Source organism: Paraburkholderia pallida, assembly GCF_004524855.1.
In the GTDB taxonomy this organism is placed as follows: domain Bacteria; phylum Pseudomonadota; class Gammaproteobacteria; order Burkholderiales; family Burkholderiaceae; genus Paraburkholderia; species Paraburkholderia oxyphila.
Genome location: NZ_CP038151.1, coordinates 252,045 through 276,653, shown reverse-complemented (window position 1 = coordinate 276,653; position 24,609 = coordinate 252,045). Strand labels below are relative to the sequence as shown.

Sequence of the window (24,609 nt, the reverse complement as noted above, 5' to 3'; positions counted from 1 at the left end):
CTGATCGGTAAATGCGCTGGGGTTCTGACCGGTAAATGCGTTGGGGTGCTGACTAGTGAATACACGGGCGCGCTGGCTGGCGAATGCGTGGGCGAGCGCCGATCGAATACGCTGGAGTCCTACGAAAACGCGTGCATCCCACTGGTTTTGGATATACCCCACGGCGCGCGCAGCGCCGCCGGATGAATGAGCCCTTAGTCACTCCGGGTGACGGCGAGTGGCGACAGACGCCCCGGAGCCGCTCCGACATACAGGGCAGTGGTGAACTGCGTCACACTGGCGGTTTGAGCGGCTTTCTTTTGCCTACTTTTCTTTGCCGCGGCAAAGAAAAGTAGGTGCCGCCCCGCACAGGGGCAACGCTTGCGGCCCGCCGCGAAAACAAGTTAAGGCCAATCTCACAAGACCGAAGAATCACGTTGCGCCAGCAACCACTTCTGATAGATAACAAATTCGGGCGCAAGCCCAAGACCATCGACTCGAGTCCAACTCACATGAGTATCATCCGTACCAGCCACCAACTGCGGTACAGCAAACTCCACTCTCTCCATCCCCGGCCGATAGGCCTCATTCGGCCAAAACACGGGCATGATCCGGCGCCCTTCCATCTCATCACGCAAGGCGGCGGGCCCGCCCTCATCCGTCACCACATCACATTGCGCCGCCCAATCGTGCGCATCCCACGCGAGAAACACGCCGGCATTGCCGGCAGCATCAAACGTAAGCACCGCATTCTGCTCAGGCCGCCAATAATATTCAACAATGCGCTCACGCTGCGCGAGCGCCTCCAGCACCTCGGCCGTGCGCTGGTCCGCATAAGCCGCCCCCACGCCGTGCACACCAATATGCCCGCGCCCCGCACAAAACTTCCGCTGCGCATTCCCAAGCGCCTGAGCGAGCTTGCGCGTCATACCCGGGTCCGACTTCTTCAGGTAAAAATGAATGAGCCCCGCATTGAACGCGTCCACGGCATGCGATTCGTCAGCAGTGCCCGTAAGCAGAATGCGCGTGCAATTCGCGTCCTTCACCGAGTCGAGAAACTCAAGTCCGTCCTGACCCGGCATGTCATAGTCCACCACAATGGCCGCAACGTCCGCGAAGCGGCTCGCGTCAGCCATCACATCCTGGCCCAGCGCATTGCCGCCGCGCTTCTCGAACTCCGACCACGCCTCGCCCGACATCGGGCTATGGCCCGCGCCGCTTGCGCCGTGCGCTTCGATGAACGCGCGCGCCTCGGGCTGCGAGGTGAAGAAATGATGCGTGTGCGCATTCGGAAAGAAGCCGCGAAGGGCGTGTAGAAAATCCGCGCTGTCGTCCAGGAAGACCACAGATACGGGGTAGAAAACCGGCTGTCTGACGATGGAACTCATGTAATGGCCTCTGTTCGCGCGACAGGCCTGCGGCAGGACTCGATGTGCCCCTCGATCTGTACCCCATCGCGCTGATTCGACTCGCGATTCATCGCGCATCGCTCCGCAACCCGTAGCTGCCAGATTATGCGGCCTCGCGGGCGCGCCCCGCAACCGCCGCACACGCTCCGGACGATGCGTAGCCCGTTTTCGGACGCGCGTAATCGTTTGCGCGGGCATCCAGCTGCGCGTTTGCATACAAGCCTGTGCGCACGGGCCCTCGAGGATCTCCCCGACTATGTGATGAAGGCGGTATTGGCAAGCCGGGAAGCCGACGAGAATTGGCCCATGTCCTCAAACATCGAAGGCATGCGTGACCGCCGCCAGCGGCCAGTTCCATCTGGAGTACTTCAATGAATGCCCGTGAATCGATCCCTGCCGTGCTTTCCCGTGGCACCCACGGCTTTACCGACGAAATCATGGAAGCCACGCCGAGCAAGACCTTCCATCATGTCATCGACATTTATCTCAAGGACTCGAATGCGTTCATGAACACTTACTTCGCCCGCTACTTCGAATGGCAGGGCATTTGCCGCGAGCGCTGGTTCCACGAATGCATCGACAATAATCTGCTCGCGGCGGGCGGCGTCTTCGTGACCAAGCGCGCGCACCAGGAATATGTGCAAGAGACGTTTCCGTTTCAGCGCGTCGATTGCTATCTGAACACCTTCCAGGTACGCCAATGCTCCGCCTATCTCGTGTTTCGCTTTTGCGTGGACGGGCGTCCCGTTTCGCTCGGTTACCAGCAAATTCTCTTTGCCGGCACCGACAAGCGGATTCGCCGTTTTCCGCCGGGGATCATCGAGCGCGTCAAGGAATATGAGCTCATTCTGCCCGCAGGGGCAAACTAAGGCCCTATTCAGCCTTGGCCAGGCTGGATTCACGTCGTATTCAGGCCGTTAGTGACTCAACCAGTCACTCAACCCATGTAGTCCTGCCCCGCCGGCCACCGGCGGGGCCTGGCCGCCGGATCGCGCAGCGCGCGGTCGGCGGCCGATCCCGGTTCGGGCAGATGGAGCGTGAAGGTGGTCGCCACGTTGGGCTCGGACTCGCAGGCGATCGTGCCGCCCAGCGCCTCCGCTACGCGCCGGCAAAATGCGAGCCCCATCCCCGCGCCCTTGCCGTGCGATTTGGTGGAATAGAACGGCTCGAAAATGTGCGGGAGCACGTCGGTGCCAATGCCGGGGCCGTTATCGGAGAAGCGCAGCACGCAATAGCCGCCCTCGCTCGTCGCCGCAATCTCCACACTGCCGCTGCCGCCCGAGTGAATCGCAAACAGCGCGTTCTTCAGCAGATTGAAGAGCACGAACACGACCAGCGAATCGGAGCCCGAAAACTGCAGCTGCGCGTCGATCGGCCAGACGTTGACCAGTTCGCGCTCGCCGGGGCGGAACGGAAAGCGTTCGAGCGCGGCGTTCACGCAGGAGCGGATCGAGTAGGCCTCGAAGCTGCGCCGGTCGAGCCGGTCGAGCGTGAACGAGGCGAGCGACATCTCCACGACGGTGCTCGTGCTGTCCACCTGGCGCTGTATCGAAGAAGCCAGCGAAGAAAGGCGCTCCGACTGCCCCGGGTAGAGGCCATCCACGCAGAGCTGGTGCTGCACCGCCAACTGGTAGCCGCGCATGAGCTCTGGCAGCACGTTGCCGATTTCCTCGGCGTGCATGCCGATGGCCGCCAGCGGCGTGGCCACCTCATGCGCCACGGTCGCCGCGAGCAGGTATGGCCGCATGAGGCCGTAACGCACGATGGTCACGGCCAGTATGCCAAGGCTCACGGCGATGAAGACAGCGCCCACCGGATAGAACCCAATGCCGTAATTGACCGCGTAGTCGGTAGCGGCGAGCCCATAGAGACACAGGCTCAGCAAGCAGAGATCGAGCAGCTTGCGGCGGTCGTGCGCCTCGGTCTGGCGCCGCGCCGCCAGCAGCAGCCACGCGCTGCGCAGCGCGAGCAGCACGGTCTGCGCGACGTGCACGGGATGCAGCAGCCCCGCCCGCGGATACTTGCCGAAGTAGAAAGTGCCATAGCCCGCGACCACTTCGTCGCTCACCGCCAGCCCCATGGCAAGCACGATGCACAGGCCGTACGACGCGAACAGCAGCGGGCGCTCGCTGCGCCGCGCGGCCACTTCGATCACGAAGTGATAGAAGGTCGTGGGCAGAAACAGGATGAAGAGATAGCCGAACTTGACGAGCGCGCCGGCGAGCTCGGGGTCCGATGTCTGAAACAGGAACGCCCAGGTGCCCTGCCAGACGAAGGTGGTCCCGCACATCGACGCAAAAGGCAGCGAAAGGCGCGTCACGCCTTCCGTGAGCAGTACGTACACACCGAACCCGAGAAACAAGGCGGATACGAACGCGGGCAAAATCGAATACATAAATTTGTCGCGTGAATTCTTGTTATCGTCGAACGGCGCGTGGCGTGGTCGCGCCGGGCAAGGCTCCTGTTCCGGCACTCGCACGCCGCATGTCAAACGGCTTCGATGCCGCGGCCGCACGCCCCTTTTGTCCGCTCATGCGGCTTTGGGAGCGTCCCCGTGCGACCCTTCCAGTCTTCCTGCCTGCCGCCGCCCGCGGCGCTTCACGGCCTGCGTATCGCACACTGAAACACGGCGGCAAGCATGCAACGCGCATCACGCAAGGGGGCCCGAAAGCCGCCTCTGTGCAACGGCCATGGGCGGCGCGTTGATCCCGGCAATTATCGCCGGGATCGACGACTCCTGGCTGAAATTCCGCTTAACCCCAAGCAAAGATGCGCAACGAATCGCCTGTGCGGCGCAAGCGGCGCTCCGCCCTGGCCCCCGCCGTCAGTCCCGGGCGTGCGCCTGGCCGCCTGGCTCGGCGCCGCCGCCGAAGCGCCGCCGGTATTGCGCGGGCGTCACGCCCATATGCTTGATGAAGGCGCGTCGCAAAGTGTCGGCGTTGGCGAAGCCGCAGCGGACCGCCACGCGCTTGGGCGCCTCGCCGTGCGTTTCGAGCAGCTCGCGCGCCGCGTCCACGCGCACGGCCTCCACCCACGCGGCGGGCGTGATCCCCACCTCGGCCTGGAACAGGCGCGCGAAATGGCGCGGGCTCAGCCCCACGCGCGCCGCGAGTTCGGGCACGCGGTGCGCGAGCGCCGGATTGGCAGCTACCCAGCGCTGCACCTCCTGTAGCGCGGAGCGTCCCGCTGGGCGCGTCTCCCCCTTGCGGCTGAACTGTAACTGGCCGCCTGGCCGCTTGAAGAACATCACGAGCTGGCTTGCCACGCGCATGGCGATCTCGCGCCCCAGATCCTCCTCGACGAGCGCGAGCGCCAGATCGAGCCCCGCCGTGACGCCCGCCGCCGTGCGCAGCTTGCCGTCGCGCACGTAGAGCGAATCGGCTTCGATGGAGACCGTCGGGCACGCCTGCGCGAGCGCCTCCACCGCCGCCCAGTGCGTCGTCAGCCGGCGCTTGTCCAGCAGCCCGCTGGCCGCCAGCGCGAACGCGCCCGTGCACACCGAACCGTAACGCCGCGCGCGCGCCGCCGTGGCGCGCAGCCACTCGAGCACGCGCGGCGCGAGCTGGAGCGTGGCGGCGTCGGGCGCGCCGGCCACGAGCAGCGTGTCGATGCGCTCTCGCGTCTGTCCCGCCACCTCGTCCGGCAAGAGGCGCACGCCCGAGGAGCTGCGAATGGGTCCCGCGCGGCACGCGATCACGCGCAAGTCGTACACCGTGCGTCCCGCTTCCGTATTGGCCTGGGCGAACACGTCGAGCGGGCCACTCACGTCGAGCAGCTGCACGCCGGGCAGCGCAAGAATGGCGACGATTTTGGGCATAAGGGGTCAGGCTCCGGCAGGGGCGCGGCGCACGCGTGACAGCGCGTGGATGGCGCCTGGACCGCCACGCAGCGCTTGCGTCCGGTTCTCGCACGAAATGGCAGAAAACGACGTTTTACGTCGATTAAGGACAATGCTATCACGGACCACAATGGATTCCATCTTCCCCCCCTCGATGGAGTCCAGCCATGAGCCTCGACCTTGCCGGCGTCGCCGTCCCCGACAGCCAACTCGCACGTGAAATCACCGAATTTGTGCGCGACACCGAATCGCCGCTGCTGTTTCACCACTCCAGCCGCGTCTACTACTTCGGCGCGCTGGCCGGCCTGAAACGCGAGCTGAAGTTCGACCGCGAGCTGCTGTACGCGGGCGCCATGTTTCACGACGTCGGCCTCATGCACTCGCACAGCAGCGAGCACGAGCGCTTCGAAGTGGACGGTGCGAACGCCGCGCGCGACTTCCTGCGTGCACGCGGCATCGCACAGCACGATCTCGATCTCGTGTGGACCGCCATCGCCCTTCACACCACGCCTGGCATTCCTCAGCATATGCATCCCGTGATCGCACTCGTCACGGCGGGCGTGGAGATGGACGTGCTCGGCCTCACCTACCACGAGTACAGCGACGCGCAACGCGAAGCAGTCGTGCATGCGCATCCGCGCACGGAGCACTTCAAGGAAGACATCATCCAGGCGTTCTACGACGGCATTCGCCACAAGCCCGACACGACCTTCGGCAACGTGAAGGCCAACGTGCTCGCAGACAAGGACCCGCATTTCCACGCGGGCAACTTCTGCAGCGTGATTCGCGGCTCCGCGTGGCGCGCCTAGCGGCGCTCGCCGCGCTGGAGTGGCTTGTTGCACGCCTGTAACCCGCAGTGACGGCAGCCGTTCCCGGCCACCTGACGCAATGCTATCCTTGACGGTCGCCCCTAGCCGGCAGCTCGGCCGGGGCGCAACCACACAACCTGGAATGGTCGGGGATACCATGCAGCGCAGCGCGAAGGGCACGGCAGGCCGCACGCGGCCCGACCGTTTCTCCAGCATCGTCATGAAGCGGCCGCGTCTCGTGGTGACGCTGTGCTTTGTCGGCGCCATGACGCTCGTGACCATCGTGGGATTGCGCCAGCTCTACAACACCGCGCGCAACGACCTGCAAAACCGCCAGCGCGACCTCGAAGTGCGCGCCGTGGGCGTGGATGCGCTCATCGACTCCGAGCGCCGCCGCCTCCTGTTTCTGCGCAATTACGCCGAGCACGTGCTCGCCTCCGAGAGGCAGCAACGCATCGGCATTCAGAACCCGGCCGTGCAAACGGTGCTCGGCGAAATCTCGCAGCCGGTCTGGCAAACTCCCGGCTCGCTGGGCGGACCGATCGTGTATGGCACGAACGCGGCCGGCCTCGCGGGCCTCGACGGCTTTCATCGCGACGCAGCCTTGCTGCCCGGCGACATTGCGCTCGCCCGCACGCTCAGCCCGCTCGTGGAAATCAGCCAGCACGCGGATGCCGTGCAGAGCACGGTGGCTTTCATCTCGTCGAATGGCGTGTTCGTGATCGCGCCCGAGCACCAGGCCCTGAGCGTGCCCGAACTGCTGCGCCGCTTCAACACCATGAATTACTACCGCGGCCAGTTGCCCGAGCGCAATCCGAACCGCGACGTACTCTGGACGCCCGTCTACAGCGGGCTGCAAAAGGGCGAGGCCATCTCCACCTTGAGCGCCCCCGTTTATTTCGGCAACCAGTTTCGCGGCGCCGTGGTGATGGACATCACGCAGTCTCGCCTGCTCTCGCTGCAGCTCTCCACCGGCGCGCCAGTCGACGAAGAGGGCGATCCCGTTGAGTTCGGGCTCCTGAACACCAACGGCAGCATCGTGTACTTTCGCAACGGCGTGTTGATCGACGAGCGCCCGGCGCGCTTTAGCGCGAGCCTCCTGCAAACGGCCAAGGCTTCAGTCGACAAGTGGATGCAGCGCGGCTCGGGCTATATCGAGCGCAATGGCCAATACCTGCTCTATCGGCGCATCGGGCAGTCGCACTGGATGCTGATGGCGGCCACCAGCAACGCCGAGCTCACGCTTGCCACGGCGCGCCGGGTGCTGAGCAGTCCGCTGATTGCCGCGTGGGTCGTGCTGGGCGTGTTGCTGGTAGGAACGCTGCGCATCGTGACCAACATTTTCGGCCACTACGTGGAGGCGAGCGAGCGGCTCGAGACGCTCGCCCGCAGCGACCCGCTCACGGGTCTCGCGAACCGGCGCCGCTTTCAGGAGGCCTTCGCTGAAATGCTCGAACGCGCGAACCGCGCGTCGCAACAGCCCGTTGCGCTGGCTGTGCTCATGCTCGACATCGACTTTTTCAAGCGCGTGAACGACCGCTTCGGCCATGCAGCGGGCGACCGCGTGCTCACCGTCCTCGCCGGGATCCTGCGCGCGAACCTGCGCAGCGTCGACTTGCCTGCGCGCACGGGCGGCGAGGAATTTGCCGCGCTGCTGCCCGATGCCGATCTCGCGACGGCCACCGCCGTGGCCGAACGCGTGCGTCTGGCGGTCGAGGCCCATGCGCGCGACGCAGCGGCGCCGGCGAGCGCCGCGCATCCCGAGGCCATCGCGTTCACGGTTTCCATCGGCGTGGCCACCAGTCCCGCGGACTGCCGCGCCGACTACGAAGCGCTCATGCAAGTGGCCGACCGGCGGCTCTACGTGGCGAAGGAAAGCGGGCGCAACCGTGTAGTGGACGTGGACGCGCAAGTGCCGGACGCCCGCGCATAACGCAAGTCACGCGCGCAGCGTGCACGGCATGCCTGGCATGTCCTGCATGCTCAACGTGCGAAGCCGATGCCGGCTTCGCGCGGCATCGCCGGCACGTGCCTTACACCGGCTAACGGTTGACTCGCGGCGGCCTTGCTGAAGACGGCGCTGTCGTAGCCGCGCCCCGCGAAGCGCACGACATCGACGAGACTGAATCCCGCTGCGCGATAGAACGCAAGCAAGTGCGCGGCGGGGAACGGCGTGTCGAGCGCAAGTTGCGTGCATCCGCGCGCGGCGGCCCAGCGCAACGCGAAGGCGAGCAGCGAGCGGCCGATGCCGCGGCCCTGCCAGGCCGGCTCGATGCCGAACTGATGCAGCGAAGCCACGCCGTGCTGGCGATACTGCTCGCAAAGTGAGTCGCTATCGCGCCCTTCGATCGTCATCGTGCCGACGACGCGGCCATTGCATATGGCCACGAAGCAGTCGCCCGCCAACGCCCTCGAACGTGTGGCGCTGGCCGCCTGGTCCGCGCTCGCGCAATGCAGGCCGAGCGACGCGAGGCGCGCGTACGCGCGATGCAGCAGTTGCGTGAGACGCTCCCACGAGTCGCGCTGCGGATCGAAGCGGCGCAGCACCAGCCGGCCGATGCCGGGTTGATTGCAGATGATCCGGTCGTCGTGGCGCTGCGTGGCGTGGCGTGTCGACATGGCCTCTCCAGTCGTTTCTGTGCTGCCAAGTCTAGGTTTGCACGCCAGGGGCCACAAGAAAAAATGTCGTAAAAAAACGGTTGAAATGGGCAAATGCGGCGGTACGCGCGCATACCGCTTTCGCAGCGGACCGCCCTGCGTGCCAAACAAACAATCGATGGGATAATGCGCGCAGACCGACACCATGGAGAAATGGAATGGCGCACACGGAACATCACTACACCGTAACGGTTCAATGGACCGGCAATCGCGGCAGCGGCACCTCGGGCTATCGCGACTATGACCGCGACCATACGATCGAAGCAGCGGGCAAGGCCGCCATCGCCGGTTCGTCGGACCCCGCGTTTCGTGGCGACCGCGATCGCTGGAACCCCGAGGAGCTGCTCGTAGCCTCCGCCAGCGCCTGCCACCAGCTCTGGTATCTGCATCTGTGCGCCGATGCGGGCATCGCGGTGCTCGCCTATGTCGACGAGGCGCAGGGCACCATGATCGACAGTGCGGAGGAAGGCCGCTTCAGGGAGATCGTGTTGCGCCCGCGCGTGACCATCCGCGCGGGCGACAACCGCAGCCTCGCCGAGCAACTTCATCATGCGGCGCATGAGAAGTGCTATATCGCGAACTCGGTCAATTTCCCGATTCGCTGCGAACCCATCATCGAAACCGCAGACGCGGCGTGAACTACACGGCGTCCTCGCGCCGGTAGCCTGTGGCGCCACCAAACAGGGCCGCGCGCTGGGACCAGTCATGCGTCTTTTCCCACAAGCGCAGGACGTCCATGGCTTCCTTGCGGAATTGGGCGTCCTGCTCCGGCGTCGCCGTAACGGCAGTCAGTTCAAGCCGATGCCCGGACGGATCGAAGAAGTAAATCGAGTACAGGAAGTCGTCGTGAACCGTCGGTCCAACGACCGGGATGCCCCGGTTAGCGAGCGACTCCCTGGCGCGATCGACGGTCGCCTTGTCCGCCACCCGAAAGGCAAAGTGCTGAACCCAGTCCGGCGTCACTGCGTCTCTTCCCGACGGTTCACCCTCGTCTGCCGGCAATTCGAAAAAAGCAATGCAGGCGCCATCCTCCATTTCGAAGAATATATGGATGTGTGGGCTATAGATGCCCGTTGAAGGCACATGATCCTCGCCCATCGCGTGGATGAACTTCAGACCGAGCGCCTCGGTGTAAAAGTCGACCGTCTCCCGCGCATCCCGGCAGCGATACGCGGCGTGATGCAGGCCCTTGCAAAGCATGACGCCTCCTCCTTTCAGTTCAGATACGTAGCTTGGGCACCGCTCATCGTGCCGCCGGCACGAAACGCTGATCGATTGCACCGAAGATGGACCGGCCTTCATGATCGACGTGTTCGATACGCACGCGATCTCCGAAGCTAAAGAACGGCGTGGATGCCTTGCCGTCACGCAAAATCTCGAGCGCCCTGATTTCCCCAATACACGCGCAGCCGGCAGCTTCATCCTCGTTCGACACGGTGCCGAGCCCGACAATCGTGCCCGGCTCGAACGCGCGCGTCTGGGCCACGTGGGCGATCAAATCGCCATAGTGAAACGGCGTGTCGATCCCGGTATCGATATTGCCAACCCACTCACCCCGCACCGAGCATCGCATTCTCCCGCCCACCAGCCCATCGTGCCAAAGTGCGCCGAGTTCGTCGGGCGTCACTGCGATGGGGCCCAGGCTCGAAGCCGGCTTGCCCGTGAGAAAGCCGAAGGTCCGCTTCAGTTCGCCGGGAATGAGTGCGCGCAACGACACGTCATTGAGCAGAACGAAGAGCCGAATATACGAGCATGCGTCCTGCGCGCCGACGCCCATGGGGACCGCCCCGGTGACCGCAGCGATCTCCGCCTCGAAGTCGACGCCAAGCGCCTCCGATGCCACCGGGATGTCGTCGTTCCAGCCAAGAAAGCCATGCGAAATGCCCTGGTAGACGAGCGGCCTTTCCATCAGATCGTCCGGAAGCGCCTCGCCACGCGCGGCACGGTTGCGCTTGATGTGGCTCACGTAGGCGGCGCCGTCGAGATACTGGTAGCTGCGCGGCAAAGGCGGTCCCAGTTCGTGCCACGCAACGGGAAACGCGTCTTCGACATCACCGGCATTCAGCGCCGCATAGATTGCTTCGAGCTTCGGTGCGGTACGCTCCCAATCGTCGAGCGCGGCTTGCAATGTGCGCGCGATGGAACTCACACGTACCGCGTGTTCCAGGTCCCGACTGACCACCACCAGTTCACCGTCCCGACCGGAACGCAATGACGCCATTTTCATATTCGTTCAAGCTCCTGATCAAATACATCGTAGATGCGACTTCATGTTTCGATCATAGGCGCGGCGCGAAGCAAGACGCTGTCGATTTCCATCTGATGAACATGACCTGCAACCGGGCATTTGCTGGAACGCGAAATTTCGTAGAGAAGCCGAGGTCCTGCCGAAAATCACGGCGCTGAACGACAACTCAAAAAACGACGGCCTTGGGCATCTCGTCCAGCAAGAAGTCCATGAAAGCGCGCACTGAAGGCAGAATCCCGTGCCGAAACGGGAGCAACGCCGTAAGCGTTGAATCGCCTGCGGACCAGTCCGGCAGGACCGGCGCCAGCGTGCCCCGGGCCACCTCCTCGCGGCATATATAAGCGGGCAACGCGACAATACCCAGGCCTTGTTCCGCCGCCGATTTGAGTACGAGCATGTCCTCGCTCACCAAGCGCGGCCGAAGCGGCATGACCTGCTCCGCGCCATGCACATCACGAAGACGCCATTCGACTCGTACACCCTTTCGTGCCATGAATAGCGCGTGGTGTTCACTCAGCTGTGAGGGGCTGGATGGCATACCATGCGTCGCGAGATACGGGTTTCCGGCGAACAAGCGCCAGGGCGCGGAGGCTAGCTCCCTGCCAATCAGGCTGGAGTCCGGCAGCATGTTCGAATGCGCCCGTATCGCCAGATCGAAATTCTCCGCCACGAGGTCGACCGGTGCATCGGTGACATGCTGGACCAGGCTGACCTTCGGGTACCGCGCGAGAAATATCGGCAACAGCTTGTCCGTCGCGAACTGTGCAGTCGCCGCCGCAATGGTGAAGCGAATCGTCCCGCTGGGTTCGAGCTGCCCGTCGCGCACGGCCGCTTCCGCCGCCTGCGCCTGCTTGAGCATCAATACCGCGTGCCCGTAGAATTTTCGGCCAGCCTCCGTCACATTGAATTGTCTCGTTGTCCTGTTGATCAAGCGTGTGCCCAGCGCGGCTTCGAGTTGCTGGATGCGAAAGCTGACCGTCGATTTCGGCACGGAAAGGGCCCGCGCCGCGGCGCTGATGCCCTCGCGGTCGACGACATGAACGAAATAGTAGAAGTCGTTTAGATCCAGCATGATGCGGACTCCCTGAAGATCGAGCGCCGTTGCGCAATACCCATCGCGCAGCGTCCTGAGCACCATCTTAGCGGCCCGAGCTAACCGGTTCGCCCCTCGTTTCCGGGATCCATCGTCCACCGGATGGGAAGACGCGTGCGCGGTCCAGGCGAGTCCCAATCGAGAGACCCGATCCGGGCCCGGTACGCTGCCAGGCGCGGTCGTCCCATCTGTGGGACGCAATGTCCAACCGGGTGCGTTTGTCGTGGCCGCGCCTCCCACTACTATTGACGGCAAGAACACACGGGGCCGCCCGCGGCTCACCCGCACGGCCCCGTCTCCCGCTCATCTCTCATGAAAGTGGACTGTCATGCTCACTCATTCGATTCGTATTACCAAACCCGTCAAAGGTTCGCCACACAACATTGGCCGGCACTTCTCCGCTTCCAGTTTCCGCCACACCCAGTTTGGTGGCGCCATGGATCCCTTGCTCATGGTGGATCACTTCAGGATGACCGAGCCCACGTTCGGCCCCCATCCGCACGCCGGCTTTTCGGCCGTGACTTATCTGTTCGAAGATTCACGCAGCCCCCACCTTAACGCCGATTCGATCGGTAACGAACTGCCCATCATGCCGGGCTCGCTGCACTGGATGGTGGCCGGGCGAGGCGTGACTCACGACGAATGGCCCGGCGGCGACGATCCCGAGGTCCACGGGCTGCAATTCTTCGTCGACCTGCCGCCCGCCATGAAGTCCGTTGCGCCTTATGCCGTGCACCTCGAATCCGCGGACATTCCAACTTTCACGGCGGATGGCGCTCGCGTGCGTGTCATCGCCGGCGAACTAGGCGAAGTCCGTTCGCCTGTCGTCCTGCCACAGCCGTTTTCGCTCTTCGATGGTTTCCTCGACTCAGGCGCGGATCTGGATTTGCAGATCGAACGCGGATGGGGTGCGTGGATCTACGCGATAAACGGCACACTGAACGTGAGCGTTGAACACGCGAGCGAAGTGCTCACCGAAGGCGCCGCCATCGCCCTTGCCGGTTTCAGCGGAGCCGAACAGTTGAGCATTACCGCCCGCACCGGCAGCCATTTCGTGATGCTGTGCGGCGAATCGGTGCGCACGCAGCCTTGACGTGGTGAAACTACCCCTTTTGTGACGCCTTGAACTGCGAAGCGGTGAACGGCGTCTTTCTGATCCGTACTCCGGTGGCATGAAAGATGGCGTTGCCAACCGCCGGTGCGATCGTCAGTGCGGTGGGTTCGCCGGCCCCTACCGGCGGTTGGTCCTCGCGGTTGATCAACGATATCTGGACCTCCTGCGGGCATTCGCTGAAACGGACGATCGGATAGCTCGCCCAATCCAGCGTGAGCATCGCCGTCGCGCTAAAGCGAAACTCCTCTTTCATCGTGCGGCTGATCGTTTGTATGACACAGCCCTGAATCTGATTGCGAAGGCCATCCGGATTCACGATCAATCCGCAGTCGTGGGCAACGAATACGCGCGACACTCGCGTTTCGCCAGTCTGCGCGTGTACGGTGACACAGCATACTGTCGCGACGTAGGCGCCACCGGGCTCCAGTCGTGCGAGCGCCATCCCAACGCCCTCCTTCTCTGCGGCATTGGCTTGCGCCGCGGCCGCTCTGCGCGCGTTCCAGTTCGAGATGCGCCTCGCTTCCTCGAGTACGGCTTTCGCCCTCTCGTCAGTCAGATGCGCGAGGCGAAAATCTATCGGGTCGCGTTCGGCCAGCCTGGCGAGTTCGTCCATGGATGACTCGTTCGCAAATGTATTCGCTACGGCGCCCAAGCCTCGCAAGGCGGAAGGACGCAAGGGTCCATCGGGCAGCCAACGCACCGTGACCCTTTCGTTGGCGAAACGATAGAGCGTGCGCGCGCAATGGTCACCGCCAATGCGTACGGGCTTCGGTGCGCGCCCCATCAACCTGCCGGGCAAAAGATTGCCCGCGCTGCCCATCGGCCGGGAGATGTGGGTCGGTGTCGATATCGTATATATCCACTTGTCGATGTTCCCCTCAGCGTCGAGGCTCGCTTGTATCCGCGCTTCGGTGGCCGGGCCTTTGGGATCCCAGCCATGCTCGTCGTTACGCATCCATTGAACCCGCACTGGCCGCTTCAGCGCTTGCGAAAGGAAAGCGGCCTCCGCGGAAGCGTCGTCCGCGCCATTGTGCCCATAGCAGCCCGCGCCTTCGGTCCACACGACGCGAACCTTCTCGCGCGGCAGGCCGATGAGCTCCGCGATGGCGTCGCGCAACGGAAACGAGCCTTGCGTGGCGGACCACACTGTCGCGGAGTCCGCCTTGACGTCGGCAACGCCACACGATGGGCCGATCGAGCCATGCGTCTGGTAGGGCGTCCTGTAGGTCGCGGCCAGCCGTTTCACGGCCTGGCTGTTGCTGCCCTCGGGGTTTCCGTTCGTGCGCAATACCTCGTCGACACTGGGCTCCGAACGCATCGCGTCGTACACGAGCGCACTATCGACGCCAGCTTTCCGGGGCGACCATTCGAGCGCGAGCGCACGCGACGCCAGCACCGCCTGAAACTCCTCCTCGCACACAACGGCCACGAAATTGCCTTTGACGATCATGTCGATGAAGCCGGGCATCTTCTCGACGCTTTTTCGGTCCACCCGGGAAAGCGTCGCGCCGTCTATCGGCGGATGAATCACCCGCGCGTGCACCATGTCCGGCAAGCGGATGTTCTGCAGATAGATGTGCGAGCCATTCACCTTCGCCGGCAACTCCACACGCGGCACCGCCGTGCCGATGACCGAAAACCTGGAGGATGGCTTCAGCACTACCGTTTCGTCTACCGTCAACGAGGTCCAGTCGTCAGGAAGCACATCGACATACGCCAGCGACCGCGCGGGATTGGAACGGTCGTATACGTGCCCCGCCCGTGTCGCGAGCTGCGCGGGTGCCACGCCCCATACCGCAGAGGCCCGTGCGACGATGTGGGACCGCGCGGTGGCCGCGGCCCTACGCACGGGCAACGTACTGGTCTTCATCGTCATGCTGCCGACCGTCGGCCCCTGATCGACTGCGGTCGCTGTGTCCCCCATCAGCACGATCACGCGATCGACCGGCACGTCCAGCTCCTCTGCAACGAGTTGCGCAAGCGCAGTCTGCACCCCCGTGCCCAACTCGACCTTGCCGGCATACAACATGACGTTGCCCTGCTTGTCGATGACAAGCCACGCCGACACGCGCGCGGCGTCCTGCGACTTCCCGCCGGCCGGCGCATCCCTAGCCGCTGGTCCCTCTGAAACGACGGCATTCGTGCTCGCCGCCCAGATCAACGCCGATAGCGGAAGCATGAATGAAATAGCGAGTCCCCCACCTGTCTTCAAGAACTGCCGGCGCGTAGTCATGTCAGTGGGCCCCGGCAGCGTCCGCGACGGCATCGAGTATGCGCAGATGCGTCCCGCAGCGACAAAGATTACCGTCGAGCGCAGCAATGATTTCCGCTCTCGTGGGATCTGGCCTGGCGTTCAGCAGGGACGCTGCCACCATCACCATGCCGTTGATGCAGTAGCCGCACTGCGCCGCCTGATGCTTGACGAACGACGCAAGAATGCGATTGGGCGGCGTCTCGGCGGCCAGCGCCTCGATCGTCGTAACGGGCTGCGTGACGGCCGACACGGGCAGCACGCACGAGCGAACCGCATCCTTTCCCAGGTGCACGGTGCAGGCGCCGCACTGCGCGAGGCCACACCCGAACTTCGGGCCGTTCAGCCGCAGTTCGTTGCGCAGCACATAAAGGAGCGGGGTCTCGGGACTCGAAGTCACCTCATGCGATACGCCGTTCACCACGATCGTTTGCGCCATGTTCCCTCCATCGGGCAAATATCCCTGCCTTCAGCCGGTATAGCGCAGCAAGAAGTCGCGCAACGGTCCGTTGACGAACTGCGGATGCGTGAGATTGGGCGCATGTCCGGCCCTGTCTATGGTGACGAATCCCTTCGCATTCGGCAATCCTTGCGCGAGCTCGCGGCCATGCGCCATGTCGATGGCACGGTCCTGACTGCCGTGGAAGACAATCGCAGGACATGTGATGCTTCCCAGTTGTGGCGTGAGGTCGTCGCGGCCGGTCAATGCATCGACGGGATAATCGATGCCCGATCTCGACATGCCCCGCCAGGCGCCGACCCAACTGGACGCATCGAAACGCTCGCCGATAAGCAGCCCGCTCAGATCCGCTGCCAGCGGTTCGGGGCCGCTATGCCTCCATGCCGCCTTTAACTGCGAGAACGACTCGATGACAGGCGGCGCATCCACGCCCGAGCGTGTCGAGATGAGCGCCAGCGCGCGTACCCGGTCGGGCTCCAGCAGCGCCGCACGCATCGAAACAAAGCCCCCCTGTGACATGCCCACCAGTGCCGCCGCGCCAATTTCCAGATGGTCGAGCAGCGCGAGCAAGTCGCGCGCCGAATCCCAGAATGAAAATGGTTTGCCAACCTCACCGGTTTTCCCGAACCCGCGCTGGTCCCAGACGATGCAACGAAAGTCATCGACAATCGACTCGATATTCGTATCGAACATCGACCTGTCCATCAGAAAACCATGTGAAAAGACGACGGCAGGATTGCTCGCATTGCCTCGCTCCTCGTACCACAGCCTTACCCCATCACGATCGAAAAACGGCATGAGCAGCCCCCTCCATGCAACTTGCGCAAAATTCAGCAATTGGTCTTGAGGCGATTCTATGTTTTGCGCTTCGCTTCAACTTACCGGATCATCCCAGTTTTCACTGCGGTTTCAGGGAACCGATATACGCTGCGACGGCCTTGATCTCGTCGTCTGATAGCAGCGGTCCTATCGTGGTCATCGCCCTGCCTTTTCCGCCACGGCGGCCGTTCTTGTAGTTCTCCAGTTGCGCGCCGACGTACTCAGGGTGCTGGCCCGCGAGACGCGGAAACAAACCGGCCACGCCGGCGCCGTCCACGCCATGACAGACCGCGCATGCCGGCGCACCGCCGCTCGCCCCCCCCGTATAGACCCTCTCACCCAGCGCCGACGATGAGGTCACAACCTCACGCTGGTTATTCGGCGCTTGTGCCGCGTAATAGGCCGCCAGCGCCCGAATATCCGCATCCGAAAGATCGGCAACCATGGACTCCATTACGGGACTATGGCGCATGGGCGGACGACCGTCCAAACGCTTGAACATTTCGAGCTGCTGTTGAAGATATCCTGGAAACTGACCGGCAAGACGCGGGTACGCACTCGCGGTGCTATTGCCGTCTACGCCATGGCACGCGGCACAGCGCGCCGTCACCAGTTCGTGGACACGGGTCGTGTCCTCTTGCGCACGAACGGCCACCGCCGGTAACAGAAGCACACCGGCCACGAAGACATTCGATACTATGCGGGAAAGCACTGAATACCTTTTCATTGACGTTCAAATTCACGCTGTTTACCGTGCTTCAGATTAGCTCGGTGCGGTACGTCGATCTGGCCGGAATATCCGCTTACTTATCGAATAGTCCTGCTAATCGATCAGGACTGCACCGCGATATGTGTCACTGTTTTTTGGAGTGCAACATGCAACACCGTGACGACCTGTCGGGTGAGACTGGCAAGTCTGCCTGCATCGTTCAAGGCCCGTTTGGACGAGCCTCAGTCAACTTCACCCGCCGGGCACTCGTCGCCCATGCCCATGCGCAGTATCAGCTCCTCTTCAAGCTTGGCGGCGGTGACAGTTACTTTCGCATTGGCGACGCGCCGCACGTGCTAGGCGACGGCGGGGCCATCCTGATCAACCCATGGGAGTCGCATTCGAAAGCGGATTCCATGCATCATCCTTCCGTGGTCCTGTCGCTGGTGATCGAAGTCGACTGGCTCGGGTCCGTGCTCGAGCTTCCGTTGAGCCGCGAAACGCGCATTTTTCCGTGCTCGAACGTCATCTGCACGCCGGACGTACGACACCATGTCGACCGATTGTCCGCCGCTATTACGAATCCGTCCGTTGCGAGCCAGGATGCTTCTCAAGCGATCTTGCGAGATCTAATGCGGGCGGTGGTCCGGGACTTTGCCAATCCCGCGCTCACGATGGGCTTGCGCGCCTCCGGCAAGCCAGCCGACTTCCGCATCCGCAAGGCGCTCGACTATATCAACGCCAATGTCGACGAGAATCCAACCGTCGCGACGGTCGCCGCCTATGTTGGCATGTCGCGTTCGCGATTCTTCGAACAGTTCAAGAACTGCGTAGGCATTCCCCCCCAGCACTACATCGACTGGACGCGCATGACGCTAGCGATCAAGCTCCTCAGCTCCACGACGAGGCCGTTGATCGACATCGCACTCGAACTCGGCTTCGAAGAGCACAGTCACTTCACCCGTTTCTTCACCCAGCATATGGCCGTTCCACCCAGCGAGTTTCGACGCAATTCCGTCGTGGTCGACACGCCGCCCAGTGCTGGCGCCGCTTCGGCATGACGCGATTCTCCGGGTACTGGCGCTGCTGGCCCCATACGCGCCCAGCAGCGCCCGTTCAAGCGCACGAACGAATCGCTATGGCAAACTTCACTTGCCGTCGACAACCGCCACGCCCTGAATCTCGATCATCGATTGCCCCATCAATCCATCCACGGCAATCAACGCGCTACCCGGAAATTTCCCGTCCGGGAAGAATTCCTTGCGGATATCGGCGAAATGCTTGCCGTTACGCACGTCGGTGATGAACACCGTCATGGAAACCACGTCGCTCAGCTTGGCGCCCGACTTGCGCAGTGTTTGATCGAGCAGCGTAAAAGCGCGTCGCGCCTGAGCGTCGAAGTTGGTGATCGGCTTGCCGTCGGCATCGAGATGCCCCGTTTGACCCGCGAAGTAAATGGTCTTCTTGGGGCTGTCGCTCGACACAGAAAGCGAATAGGCGCGCGCCTGAGTATCGGGCGTGGTGACGTAGTCCTTCGCCTGACTCGATGTTGCGGCCAGGCACGCAGCCGCCGACACAATGAGGGTCGCCATCTTGCCGGTGAATTTAAACTGTTTCATATCTCTCTCCTAAAATGGATCGTTAAATTGCTTGGGAAATAAAATCAGGCGCGCAATCGGGGTAGCAGAGCAAGCGCGTTGTCCCGCCCGATCAGGCGCAGGCGATGTTCGTCGAAGACACCGCACTCGGTCAGATTTTTCACGTGGTCGACCACCGTCCTGAACGGATAGTCCGTGCCGAAAAGGATTTGCGAATCCGGAACGACCTTCGTCAACGCGCCCATCGCCGTGGCGTTCGAGGTTTGTGCCGTGTCGTAGTAGAAGCGGTCCAGTTCGTACTTCAACCCGTTGGGCAGCTTTTTGGCGATCTGCGGGCTCTTCGCCCAGCCAATGAACCGCTCGATGAGGAAGGGCATCGTGCCGCCCGCATGCGAGAAAATGATGCGCACATCGGGGTAGCGTGAAGCCGTGCCGCTCGCGAGTATCTCCGCGATGGCGCGCGTCGTATCGGTCTGGTACTCGACAACATTGGGCGACACCGCCGGCTGCAAATTGCGACAACAATCCGCCGTGGTCGGATGCGTATAGACGAGCGCCTTGCGCCGGTTCAATTCCGCAAAGATCGGATCGAATGCGGGATCGCCGAGCCACTTGGTCCCGTAACTCGTATACAGGCCGATCCCGTCCGCCTTGAGCACATCGAGTGCGTAAGCGATTTCGGCCAGGCTGCCTTCGACGTCCGGCAGCGGCAGCGCCGCGAACAGCCCGAACCGCCCAGGATATTGCGACACCAGCTTCGCCCCGTATTCGTTGCATTCACGCGCGAGCCTGCGCGCGTTGGCCACGTTGCCGAACCAGATGCCGGGATTGCTGATCGACAGCATCGACGTCGCCACGCCCGCCTCGTCCATCTGCTCGATCGAATGCTCGACCGTCCAGTTCGCCAACGCCCGGCGCGGCGTGGCCGACGCACCGGGTACGGCATCGTCGTCCGGAACCTGTACCAGGTAGCCCGGCGGGACGAGATGGTGGTGGACATCGATCCAGTTGCGCTTTTGCGCAACGCCGCTCGCACTGCCCTGCGCCTTCACCTTCACCGCTGGCACGCCGAGCGCGCTGCTGGCCGCCAATGCGGCGAGTCCGGTGAAGAAGCGTCTGCGCTCCGGGGCGCAAAGCTCACATCCGCCGTTCGTCATTTCCCGCCCACCACGGCAGTCGCCTGAATCTCGATCAGCGCATTGGGGATACCGAGGTTGCGAATCGCGATCAGCGCGCTAGCCGGGTACTTCCCGGGCGCAAAGAACTCCCGGCGTATATCGGAGAAGCGCTCTCCGTTGCGCACGTCGGTAATGAACACGGTCATGGATACGATGTCGCTGAGTTTCCCGCCGGAAGCCTCGAGCGTCTTCTGGATTCGCTGGAACGCCGCGCGCGCCTGACCGTCGAAATCGCCGGGTAGCGGCTTGTCTTTGAGGTCCGCGACATTCAACTGGCCCGCCAGATAGATCGTCTTCCCGCCTTGTGTGTCGACCGACAGCGAGTAGGCCCGCTTGTCGGTGTCGGGGCTGGTGATGTATTCATTGGCTTTCGCCGATGCCATCAATGTCATGGTCGAGACAGCGGCGACTGCGATCGCCGCGGCGAATGACTTCGTTTTCGAGCAATACATGTTGCGTTCCTCTGTGGAAGTAAAAGCACAGCTTTTCTGATGGGGAGCGCCGCGCTATGCGTGACCCTCGCCGTCGCCAGACCGTGTACGGCTGGCGATTTGATCGCGCAGTTGCGGCATCAGGAGCGACTTCGGCAACATCCCGTGTACCGCCTTGGCGGGAATCACGCTGTAGGCACTCGCAACCTGATCGGCATACTGCGTAATGCGAAAACTGCCGGCCATGCTGTAGATCGCGTAGGCTTCGACCTCGTCTATGCCGGCCGTAGATGCCAGCCATCGGATCATGTCGCGCAGGCAGGACCGGAGCGCATCGGCTATCGTTTCGCCAAAGCCGAGGCCAATCCAGTGCGTTGGCGTTTCCGCCATCGGTCCGGGCAGGGAGGCGCGCTTGTGCAGGATGTACTGAATCTGCAGGTCTTCCATGGCCGTCTCGATCGTGGTCTGGTCCACCTGGCCGTCGCCTTGAACAGCATGCGAGTTGCCGGTCCAGATCATCGCGCCCTCGCGCGATACCGGCAGGAACAGCGATGTCCCGGCCACGAGCTCGCTCAAGGCAAGATTGCCGCCATTGTTGCCTGCAAGGATCGCACTCCTGATTTCATCGGTAGCGGGCGCAGTCGCCATGAAACCCTGAATGGGCCGCAAGGGAATCCTGATCCCCGGTGCAAAGTCCGCGTACTGCCGAGCCTGATCGAAGCGAAAATACTTGAGGTAGGGCTTCGAGAAGTCCTTCGGCAGCGCACCGACGCCCATCGGCGCGGCATTCCAACCCCAGTCGATCGGGCGCAGCTTGAGCATCCGGCATTCGATCAGGTCGCCTGGCTCGGCGTCCTTTACCGCGACTGGACCAACCAGCGAGTAGGGTCCTTGCGGATACTTGCGGCGGATCGGCTCGCGCTCGGCAAAGCTCATCCCATACTTCGCTTCATTGCCCCAGTTGATCCACGTGTTGACGTATCGAACCACGTCACCCGACTCGATAGTCACAATCGCTGCGGCCTTGGGGTCGACTACGCCCACCCGCACCGTCTGCGCATTGGACTCGACCACATGCTGGCGTCCGTGTGGGGTATCGCTGGCCGTTGGCGCCGCCAGCGCCCGGCCGGCCAATGGCAGCGCAACCCCGAGCAGCCCGAGCGAGCCGCCCAGTTTGATGGCGTTCCGGCGGCTCAGTGACGGTGTCCCTTCGGCGTGGCCTTGATCGATCGCGCTCATTGCAGCGTATCCGTCGCATCGATCGCCGCAATGCCGGCACGAATCGCGAGCTCGTCCTGTTCGGAAGGCGCCCCACTCGCCGCGATGGCGCCGATGAGTGCGCCATCCTTGTAAATCGGCAAGCTGCCACGCGCCGGCAGCAGCGGCGCGCCGTAGCCAAGAGATGCCACATTGCCCCAAACCATCGGGTTCTCCGCGTACCGTCGGGCGAGCGCATCCCCGGGCGTGCCGCCCGTTGCGGCGACCGCGAACGCCTTGCCACGCGCCACCTCGATCGTCACGAACCCCGCGCCGTCCATCCGCGCGGAGGCGACGACGTGTCCGCCGGTATCGAGCACCACGATGCTCAATTGAAGGCCTCGCTCCTGCGCGAAGGCCATTGCCGCGTTGATCGCCTTGCTTGCCTGTGCATAAGATATGACCGGGCGTGTAAGCGCTGCGCTCGAATCGCCGTGACTGGTGTTGTTCATTGCCTTGCCTCCTGATCGTTCATAACAACGCATTCGATACCTGTATCGTGAAACTCGGGCGCGTTCCGTCCTTGCCGTAAAGTCCGCTTTTTTAAGCCGATTCAGGCAGGCGGTTCGGCAACACGCATGGGATAAAGGCATTTAAAAATCTGCATTCCTGATCGTATACACTGTCAAACCAACGTATACCCGTGGTGCACGAGGGGCAGCTCGCGGATTCGCTCGCCCGTGGCGGCAGCAATTGCATTCACGAGCGCCGGAATCACTACGGAGATCGGAGGCTCACCCACTCCACCCCAAAATCCGCCCGACGGCAGCAACAGCGACTCGACCTTCGGCATCTGCTTCATCAACATGACCGGGCAGTCCGAAAAATTGCTCTGCACCACCCGCCCCTCCTTGATGTTGATCTCGCCAAAGAACGCCCCGCTGATCCCGAATACCGCGCAAGATTCGATCTGCGCGGCCACGGTGTCGGGATTGACGATGTACCCGCAGTCGATTGCCACGATGACGCGCTCTACCTTCACGGCCTTGTTCGCGGATACCGAGACCTCGACTGCGCCCGCGACAGCGGTGTCATCCATCTCGTTGACCGCGACGCCAAAGGCCGCCGTAGTCGCTTCGCCTTGCCGCCGCGCTGCCACCACCGCTTCCAGCAACGTGGCGGTCCGCGGACGCGCGGCGAGCATCTTGAGTCGAAAGGCAACGGGGTCTTGCTTGATCAGCGCACAGACTTCATCGATAAAGCACTCGCGTGCGAATGGATTCTGCGAGTGGTAAACACTGCGCCAGAATCCTGCTGGCACCGCGGTATTGCGCATGGCGTAACGAATATCGAGGTTGGGTATCGCGTACGGCATGTCGCGGAATCCATCGGTTGGCATCACATCGATGCCGTTCTTTAGCGCCGCCGGACGCAACACCCCAAGTACCGAAGGGGACGCAACGTCCACGCGCCAGGCGGAGATCTGCCCGGCGTCGTCAAGCGCCATACGCTGACGAACAACTGATGCCGGTCGGTAGAAGTCGTGTTGCACGTCTTCCTCGCGCGTCCAGACCATCTTGATCGCGGGGCCTTGCATCGCCTTTGCAATCAACATGGCCATTCGAACGTAGTCCTGACTGATGCCGCGTCGGCCAAATCCACCACCCAGATAGAGCCGATGAACCGTGACGCTCTCGGGGGGCACGCCCGCGATGCCCGCTGCAATATCGAGCGATATGTCGGGCCCCTGCGAAGGGGCCCAAAGGTCCACCTTGCCATCGGCAACACGCGCGGTGCAGTTCTGCGGTTCCATCGTCGTATGGGCGACGAACGGTGTGAAGTACGTGCTCTCGTACATCGGCTTCTCGCCGTCGAGCACGGCAGTTGCATTACCCTCCAGCCGAACCGTTTTCAAATCGCCTTGAAACCCTGCTTCGAGATATGCGCGAATACTCGCGTCATCCGTCTTCTCGTGCCCGCCGAAGTCCCAGGTAATCTTCAGCAGCTTGAGCGCTTCCTTCGCACGCCACCAGCTATCGCCAATGACCGTCACGAAGTTCTCTATCACGAGCACCTTTACGATTCCACGCCGGCGATCGACCACACTGGAGTCGACCGATACCGGCTTGCCCCCGAACACCGGGCACTGCGCCACGGCCGCGTAGAGCATGCCTGGCACACGGACATCCATGCCGTATTGCGCGGCGCCGTTGACCTTTTCGTGAAGATCGAGTCGCTCGTGCGCTTTGCCCAGGAGCTTCCATGCCGAAGGATCCTTGAGTGTGACGTCTTTCGGGACCGGCAGTCTGGCTGCGGCCGTCGCCAGTTCGCCATAGCCCAGATACCGTCCGCTCTTCAGGTGCGTGACCCGGCTTGCGGCCGCCGCGCACTCCGCTACGTCGACGCCCCAGCGCCGCGCCGCCGCCTGCTTCAGCATGAGGCACGCACTGGCGCCCGCGAGGCGAAGGTATTGCTGGGAATCGCGAACGCTCCGGCTATCCCCCGTGATCATGGTCACGAAGACACGTTTGCGCGCAAGATTCTCGGACGGCGAGGCAAAGACCATCCTCACGTCCTTCCAGTCGCATTCGAGCTCTTCGGCAATCAGCATCGGCAGGGCAGTCGCGATGCCCTGCCCCATCTCAACCCGCGCGACTTCTAGCGTGATATCGCCTTGCGTGGAGATGCGTATCCACGCGTTGATCTCGGTCTCGTCGTTGCTGAGCGCACTGCCGTTCGCACGCGCCGCGATAGCCGCCGGAAGATGAAAAACCAGTACGAGCCCCGTGGCGCCCACTGCCGAAGCTTTGAGGAAACG

The 24,609-nt window shown here is 63.0% G+C and carries 23 protein-coding genes; 6 read left to right on the top strand and 17 right to left on the bottom strand.

Annotation, left to right across the window (positions count from 1 at the left end; translation table 11 throughout):
- Window positions 1-395: 395 nt before the first annotated feature.
- Entirely contained in the window at window positions 396-1,367 is a 972-nt protein-coding gene (locus E1956_RS36170; protein WP_134758179.1) for a response regulator, read from the bottom strand.
- Window positions 1,368-1,759: 392 nt separating this feature from the next.
- Here E1956_RS36170 and E1956_RS36165 point away from each other — a divergent pair, with 392 nt between their 5' ends.
- Window positions 1,760-2,257 carry an acyl-CoA thioesterase gene (locus E1956_RS36165; protein WP_134758178.1) on the top strand — a complete coding sequence of 166 codons (498 nt, stop codon included), beginning with the start codon at window positions 1,760-1,762 and terminating at the stop codon, window positions 2,255-2,257.
- 68 nt (window positions 2,258-2,325) lie between these two features.
- On the opposite strand, the gene E1956_RS36160 is transcribed toward E1956_RS36165, so the two are convergent.
- On the bottom strand, window positions 2,326-3,783 hold the full coding sequence (locus E1956_RS36160) for a sensor histidine kinase (RefSeq protein ID WP_134758177.1): 1,458 nt from the start codon (window positions 3,781-3,783) through the stop codon (window positions 2,326-2,328).
- A gap of 429 nt (window positions 3,784-4,212) precedes the next feature.
- A complete protein-coding gene (locus E1956_RS36155; RefSeq protein ID WP_134758176.1) occupies window positions 4,213-5,205 on the bottom strand; it encodes a GlxA family transcriptional regulator in 993 nt (330 codons plus the stop codon).
- A gap of 188 nt (window positions 5,206-5,393) precedes the next feature.
- Here E1956_RS36155 and E1956_RS36150 point away from each other — a divergent pair, with 188 nt between their 5' ends.
- Together E1956_RS36150 and E1956_RS36145 are read left to right on the top strand one after the other, a co-directional pair.
- Window positions 5,394-6,035, top strand: a complete 642-nt coding sequence (locus tag E1956_RS36150) for an HD domain-containing protein (protein WP_134758175.1) — start codon at window positions 5,394-5,396, stop codon at window positions 6,033-6,035.
- A 157-nt stretch (window positions 6,036-6,192) separates the two neighbouring features.
- Window positions 6,193-7,968, top strand: coding sequence for a diguanylate cyclase (locus E1956_RS36145; protein ID WP_167760239.1), 1,776 nt, complete (start codon window positions 6,193-6,195; stop codon window positions 7,966-7,968).
- Window positions 7,969-8,018: 50 nt separating this feature from the next.
- On the opposite strand, the gene E1956_RS36140 is transcribed toward E1956_RS36145, so the two are convergent.
- The gene (locus E1956_RS36140; protein ID WP_134758173.1) at window positions 8,019-8,654 is read right to left on the bottom strand and encodes a GNAT family N-acetyltransferase; all 636 of its coding nucleotides are present in this window, start codon (window positions 8,652-8,654) and stop codon (window positions 8,019-8,021) included.
- Between the two features lie 197 nt (window positions 8,655-8,851).
- Between E1956_RS36140 and E1956_RS36135 the strand changes: the two genes are divergently transcribed.
- Window positions 8,852-9,331: an OsmC family protein gene (locus E1956_RS36135; protein WP_134758172.1), complete on the top strand. Its 480-nt coding sequence runs from the start codon at window positions 8,852-8,854 to the stop codon at window positions 9,329-9,331.
- A 1-nt stretch (window position 9,332) separates the two neighbouring features.
- Here the strand turns inward: E1956_RS36135 and E1956_RS36130 are convergent, their stop codons facing one another.
- From E1956_RS36130 to E1956_RS36120, 3 genes are all read right to left on the bottom strand, one after another.
- A complete protein-coding gene (locus tag E1956_RS36130) occupies window positions 9,333-9,893 on the bottom strand; it encodes a VOC family protein (protein ID WP_134758171.1) in 561 nt (186 codons plus the stop codon).
- 43 nt (window positions 9,894-9,936) lie between these two features.
- Entirely contained in the window at window positions 9,937-10,920 is a 984-nt protein-coding gene (locus tag E1956_RS36125; protein ID WP_134758170.1) for a fumarylacetoacetate hydrolase family protein, read from the bottom strand.
- A 187-nt stretch (window positions 10,921-11,107) separates the two neighbouring features.
- On the bottom strand, window positions 11,108-12,013 hold the full coding sequence (locus tag E1956_RS36120; RefSeq protein ID WP_134758169.1) for a LysR substrate-binding domain-containing protein: 906 nt from the start codon (window positions 12,011-12,013) through the stop codon (window positions 11,108-11,110).
- Between the two features lie 349 nt (window positions 12,014-12,362).
- Here E1956_RS36120 and E1956_RS36115 point away from each other — a divergent pair, with 349 nt between their 5' ends.
- On the top strand, window positions 12,363-13,127 hold the full coding sequence (locus tag E1956_RS36115) for a pirin family protein (protein WP_134758168.1): 765 nt from the start codon (window positions 12,363-12,365) through the stop codon (window positions 13,125-13,127).
- Window positions 13,128-13,137: 10 nt separating this feature from the next.
- On the opposite strand, the gene E1956_RS36110 is transcribed toward E1956_RS36115, so the two are convergent.
- The 4 genes from E1956_RS36110 to E1956_RS36095 all read right to left on the bottom strand — a co-directional run bounded on the left by E1956_RS36110 (window position 13,138) and on the right by E1956_RS36095 (window position 17,405).
- On the bottom strand, window positions 13,138-15,216 hold the full coding sequence (locus E1956_RS36110) for a xanthine dehydrogenase family protein molybdopterin-binding subunit (RefSeq protein WP_167760238.1): 2,079 nt from the start codon (window positions 15,214-15,216) through the stop codon (window positions 13,138-13,140).
- A 166-nt stretch (window positions 15,217-15,382) separates the two neighbouring features.
- On the bottom strand, window positions 15,383-15,838 hold the full coding sequence (locus tag E1956_RS36105) for a (2Fe-2S)-binding protein (protein ID WP_134758166.1): 456 nt from the start codon (window positions 15,836-15,838) through the stop codon (window positions 15,383-15,385).
- Between the two features lie 30 nt (window positions 15,839-15,868).
- Window positions 15,869-16,696 carry an alpha/beta fold hydrolase gene (locus E1956_RS36100; protein WP_134758165.1) on the bottom strand — a complete coding sequence of 276 codons (828 nt, stop codon included), beginning with the start codon at window positions 16,694-16,696 and terminating at the stop codon, window positions 15,869-15,871.
- A gap of 61 nt (window positions 16,697-16,757) precedes the next feature.
- Entirely contained in the window at window positions 16,758-17,405 is a 648-nt protein-coding gene (locus E1956_RS36095; protein ID WP_134758164.1) for a c-type cytochrome, read from the bottom strand.
- 149 nt (window positions 17,406-17,554) lie between these two features.
- Here E1956_RS36095 and E1956_RS36090 point away from each other — a divergent pair, with 149 nt between their 5' ends.
- Complete coding sequence (locus E1956_RS36090) at window positions 17,555-18,448, top strand: helix-turn-helix domain-containing protein (protein WP_167760236.1); 894 nt, start codon at window positions 17,555-17,557, stop codon at window positions 18,446-18,448.
- 87 nt (window positions 18,449-18,535) lie between these two features.
- Here E1956_RS36090 and E1956_RS36085 read toward each other — a convergent pair whose 3' ends face one another.
- The 6 genes from E1956_RS36085 to E1956_RS36060 all read right to left on the bottom strand — a co-directional run bounded on the left by E1956_RS36085 (window position 18,536) and on the right by E1956_RS36060 (window position 24,588).
- Complete coding sequence (locus E1956_RS36085; RefSeq protein ID WP_134758162.1) at window positions 18,536-19,006, bottom strand: RidA family protein; 471 nt, start codon at window positions 19,004-19,006, stop codon at window positions 18,536-18,538.
- Window positions 19,007-19,050: 44 nt separating this feature from the next.
- A complete protein-coding gene (locus E1956_RS36080) occupies window positions 19,051-20,142 on the bottom strand; it encodes an amidohydrolase family protein (protein WP_134758161.1) in 1,092 nt (363 codons plus the stop codon).
- Entirely contained in the window at window positions 20,139-20,546 is a 408-nt protein-coding gene (locus E1956_RS36075) for a RidA family protein (protein WP_232072338.1), read from the bottom strand. Before E1956_RS36075 ends, E1956_RS36080 begins: the two co-directional genes overlap by 4 nt.
- A 123-nt stretch (window positions 20,547-20,669) precedes the next feature.
- Window positions 20,670-21,833, bottom strand: coding sequence for an acetamidase/formamidase family protein (locus E1956_RS36070; RefSeq protein ID WP_134758160.1), 1,164 nt, complete (start codon window positions 21,831-21,833; stop codon window positions 20,670-20,672).
- On the bottom strand, window positions 21,830-22,303 hold the full coding sequence (locus tag E1956_RS36065) for a GlcG/HbpS family heme-binding protein (RefSeq protein WP_134758159.1): 474 nt from the start codon (window positions 22,301-22,303) through the stop codon (window positions 21,830-21,832). The genes E1956_RS36070 and E1956_RS36065 overlap by 4 nt, the downstream gene beginning before the upstream one ends.
- Before the next feature lie 173 nt (window positions 22,304-22,476).
- Complete coding sequence (locus tag E1956_RS36060; protein ID WP_232072416.1) at window positions 22,477-24,588, bottom strand: xanthine dehydrogenase family protein molybdopterin-binding subunit; 2,112 nt, start codon at window positions 24,586-24,588, stop codon at window positions 22,477-22,479.
- Window positions 24,589-24,609 lie beyond the last annotated feature (21 nt).

Excerpts from the sequence above, each read along its gene's own strand:
- E1956_RS36080 (WP_134758161.1), bottom strand. The coding sequence starts at position 20,142 with ATGACGAACGGCGGATGTGAGCTTTGCGCCCCGGAGCGCAGACGCTTC.
- E1956_RS36125 (WP_134758170.1), bottom strand. The coding sequence starts at position 10,920 with ATGAAAATGGCGTCATTGCGTTCCGGTCGGGACGGTGAACTGGTGGTG.
- E1956_RS36150 (WP_134758175.1), top strand. The coding sequence starts at position 5,394 with ATGAGCCTCGACCTTGCCGGCGTCGCCGTCCCCGACAGCCAACTCGCA.
- E1956_RS36120 (WP_134758169.1), bottom strand. The coding sequence starts at position 12,013 with ATGCTGGATCTAAACGACTTCTACTATTTCGTTCATGTCGTCGACCGC.
- E1956_RS36095 (WP_134758164.1), bottom strand. The coding sequence starts at position 17,405 with ATGAAAAGGTATTCAGTGCTTTCCCGCATAGTATCGAATGTCTTCGTG.
- E1956_RS36160 (WP_134758177.1), bottom strand. The coding sequence starts at position 3,783 with ATGTATTCGATTTTGCCCGCGTTCGTATCCGCCTTGTTTCTCGGGTTC.
- E1956_RS36115 (WP_134758168.1), top strand. The coding sequence starts at position 12,363 with ATGCTCACTCATTCGATTCGTATTACCAAACCCGTCAAAGGTTCGCCA.
- E1956_RS36090 (WP_167760236.1), top strand. The coding sequence starts at position 17,555 with ATGCAACACCGTGACGACCTGTCGGGTGAGACTGGCAAGTCTGCCTGC.
- E1956_RS36170 (WP_134758179.1), bottom strand. The coding sequence starts at position 1,367 with ATGAGTTCCATCGTCAGACAGCCGGTTTTCTACCCCGTATCTGTGGTC.
- E1956_RS36070 (WP_134758160.1), bottom strand. The coding sequence starts at position 21,833 with ATGAGCGCGATCGATCAAGGCCACGCCGAAGGGACACCGTCACTGAGC.
- E1956_RS36130 (WP_134758171.1), bottom strand. The coding sequence starts at position 9,893 with ATGCTTTGCAAGGGCCTGCATCACGCCGCGTATCGCTGCCGGGATGCG.
- E1956_RS36165 (WP_134758178.1), top strand. The coding sequence starts at position 1,760 with ATGAATGCCCGTGAATCGATCCCTGCCGTGCTTTCCCGTGGCACCCAC.
- E1956_RS36085 (WP_134758162.1), bottom strand. The coding sequence starts at position 19,006 with ATGAAACAGTTTAAATTCACCGGCAAGATGGCGACCCTCATTGTGTCG.
- E1956_RS36135 (WP_134758172.1), top strand. The coding sequence starts at position 8,852 with ATGGCGCACACGGAACATCACTACACCGTAACGGTTCAATGGACCGGC.
- E1956_RS36105 (WP_134758166.1), bottom strand. The coding sequence starts at position 15,838 with ATGGCGCAAACGATCGTGGTGAACGGCGTATCGCATGAGGTGACTTCG.
- E1956_RS36065 (WP_134758159.1), bottom strand. The coding sequence starts at position 22,303 with ATGAACAACACCAGTCACGGCGATTCGAGCGCAGCGCTTACACGCCCG.
- E1956_RS36140 (WP_134758173.1), bottom strand. The coding sequence starts at position 8,654 with ATGTCGACACGCCACGCCACGCAGCGCCACGACGACCGGATCATCTGC.
- E1956_RS36075 (WP_232072338.1), bottom strand. The coding sequence starts at position 20,546 with ATGGCATCGGCGAAAGCCAATGAATACATCACCAGCCCCGACACCGAC.
- E1956_RS36145 (WP_167760239.1), top strand. The coding sequence starts at position 6,193 with ATGCAGCGCAGCGCGAAGGGCACGGCAGGCCGCACGCGGCCCGACCGT.
- E1956_RS36155 (WP_134758176.1), bottom strand. The coding sequence starts at position 5,205 with ATGCCCAAAATCGTCGCCATTCTTGCGCTGCCCGGCGTGCAGCTGCTC.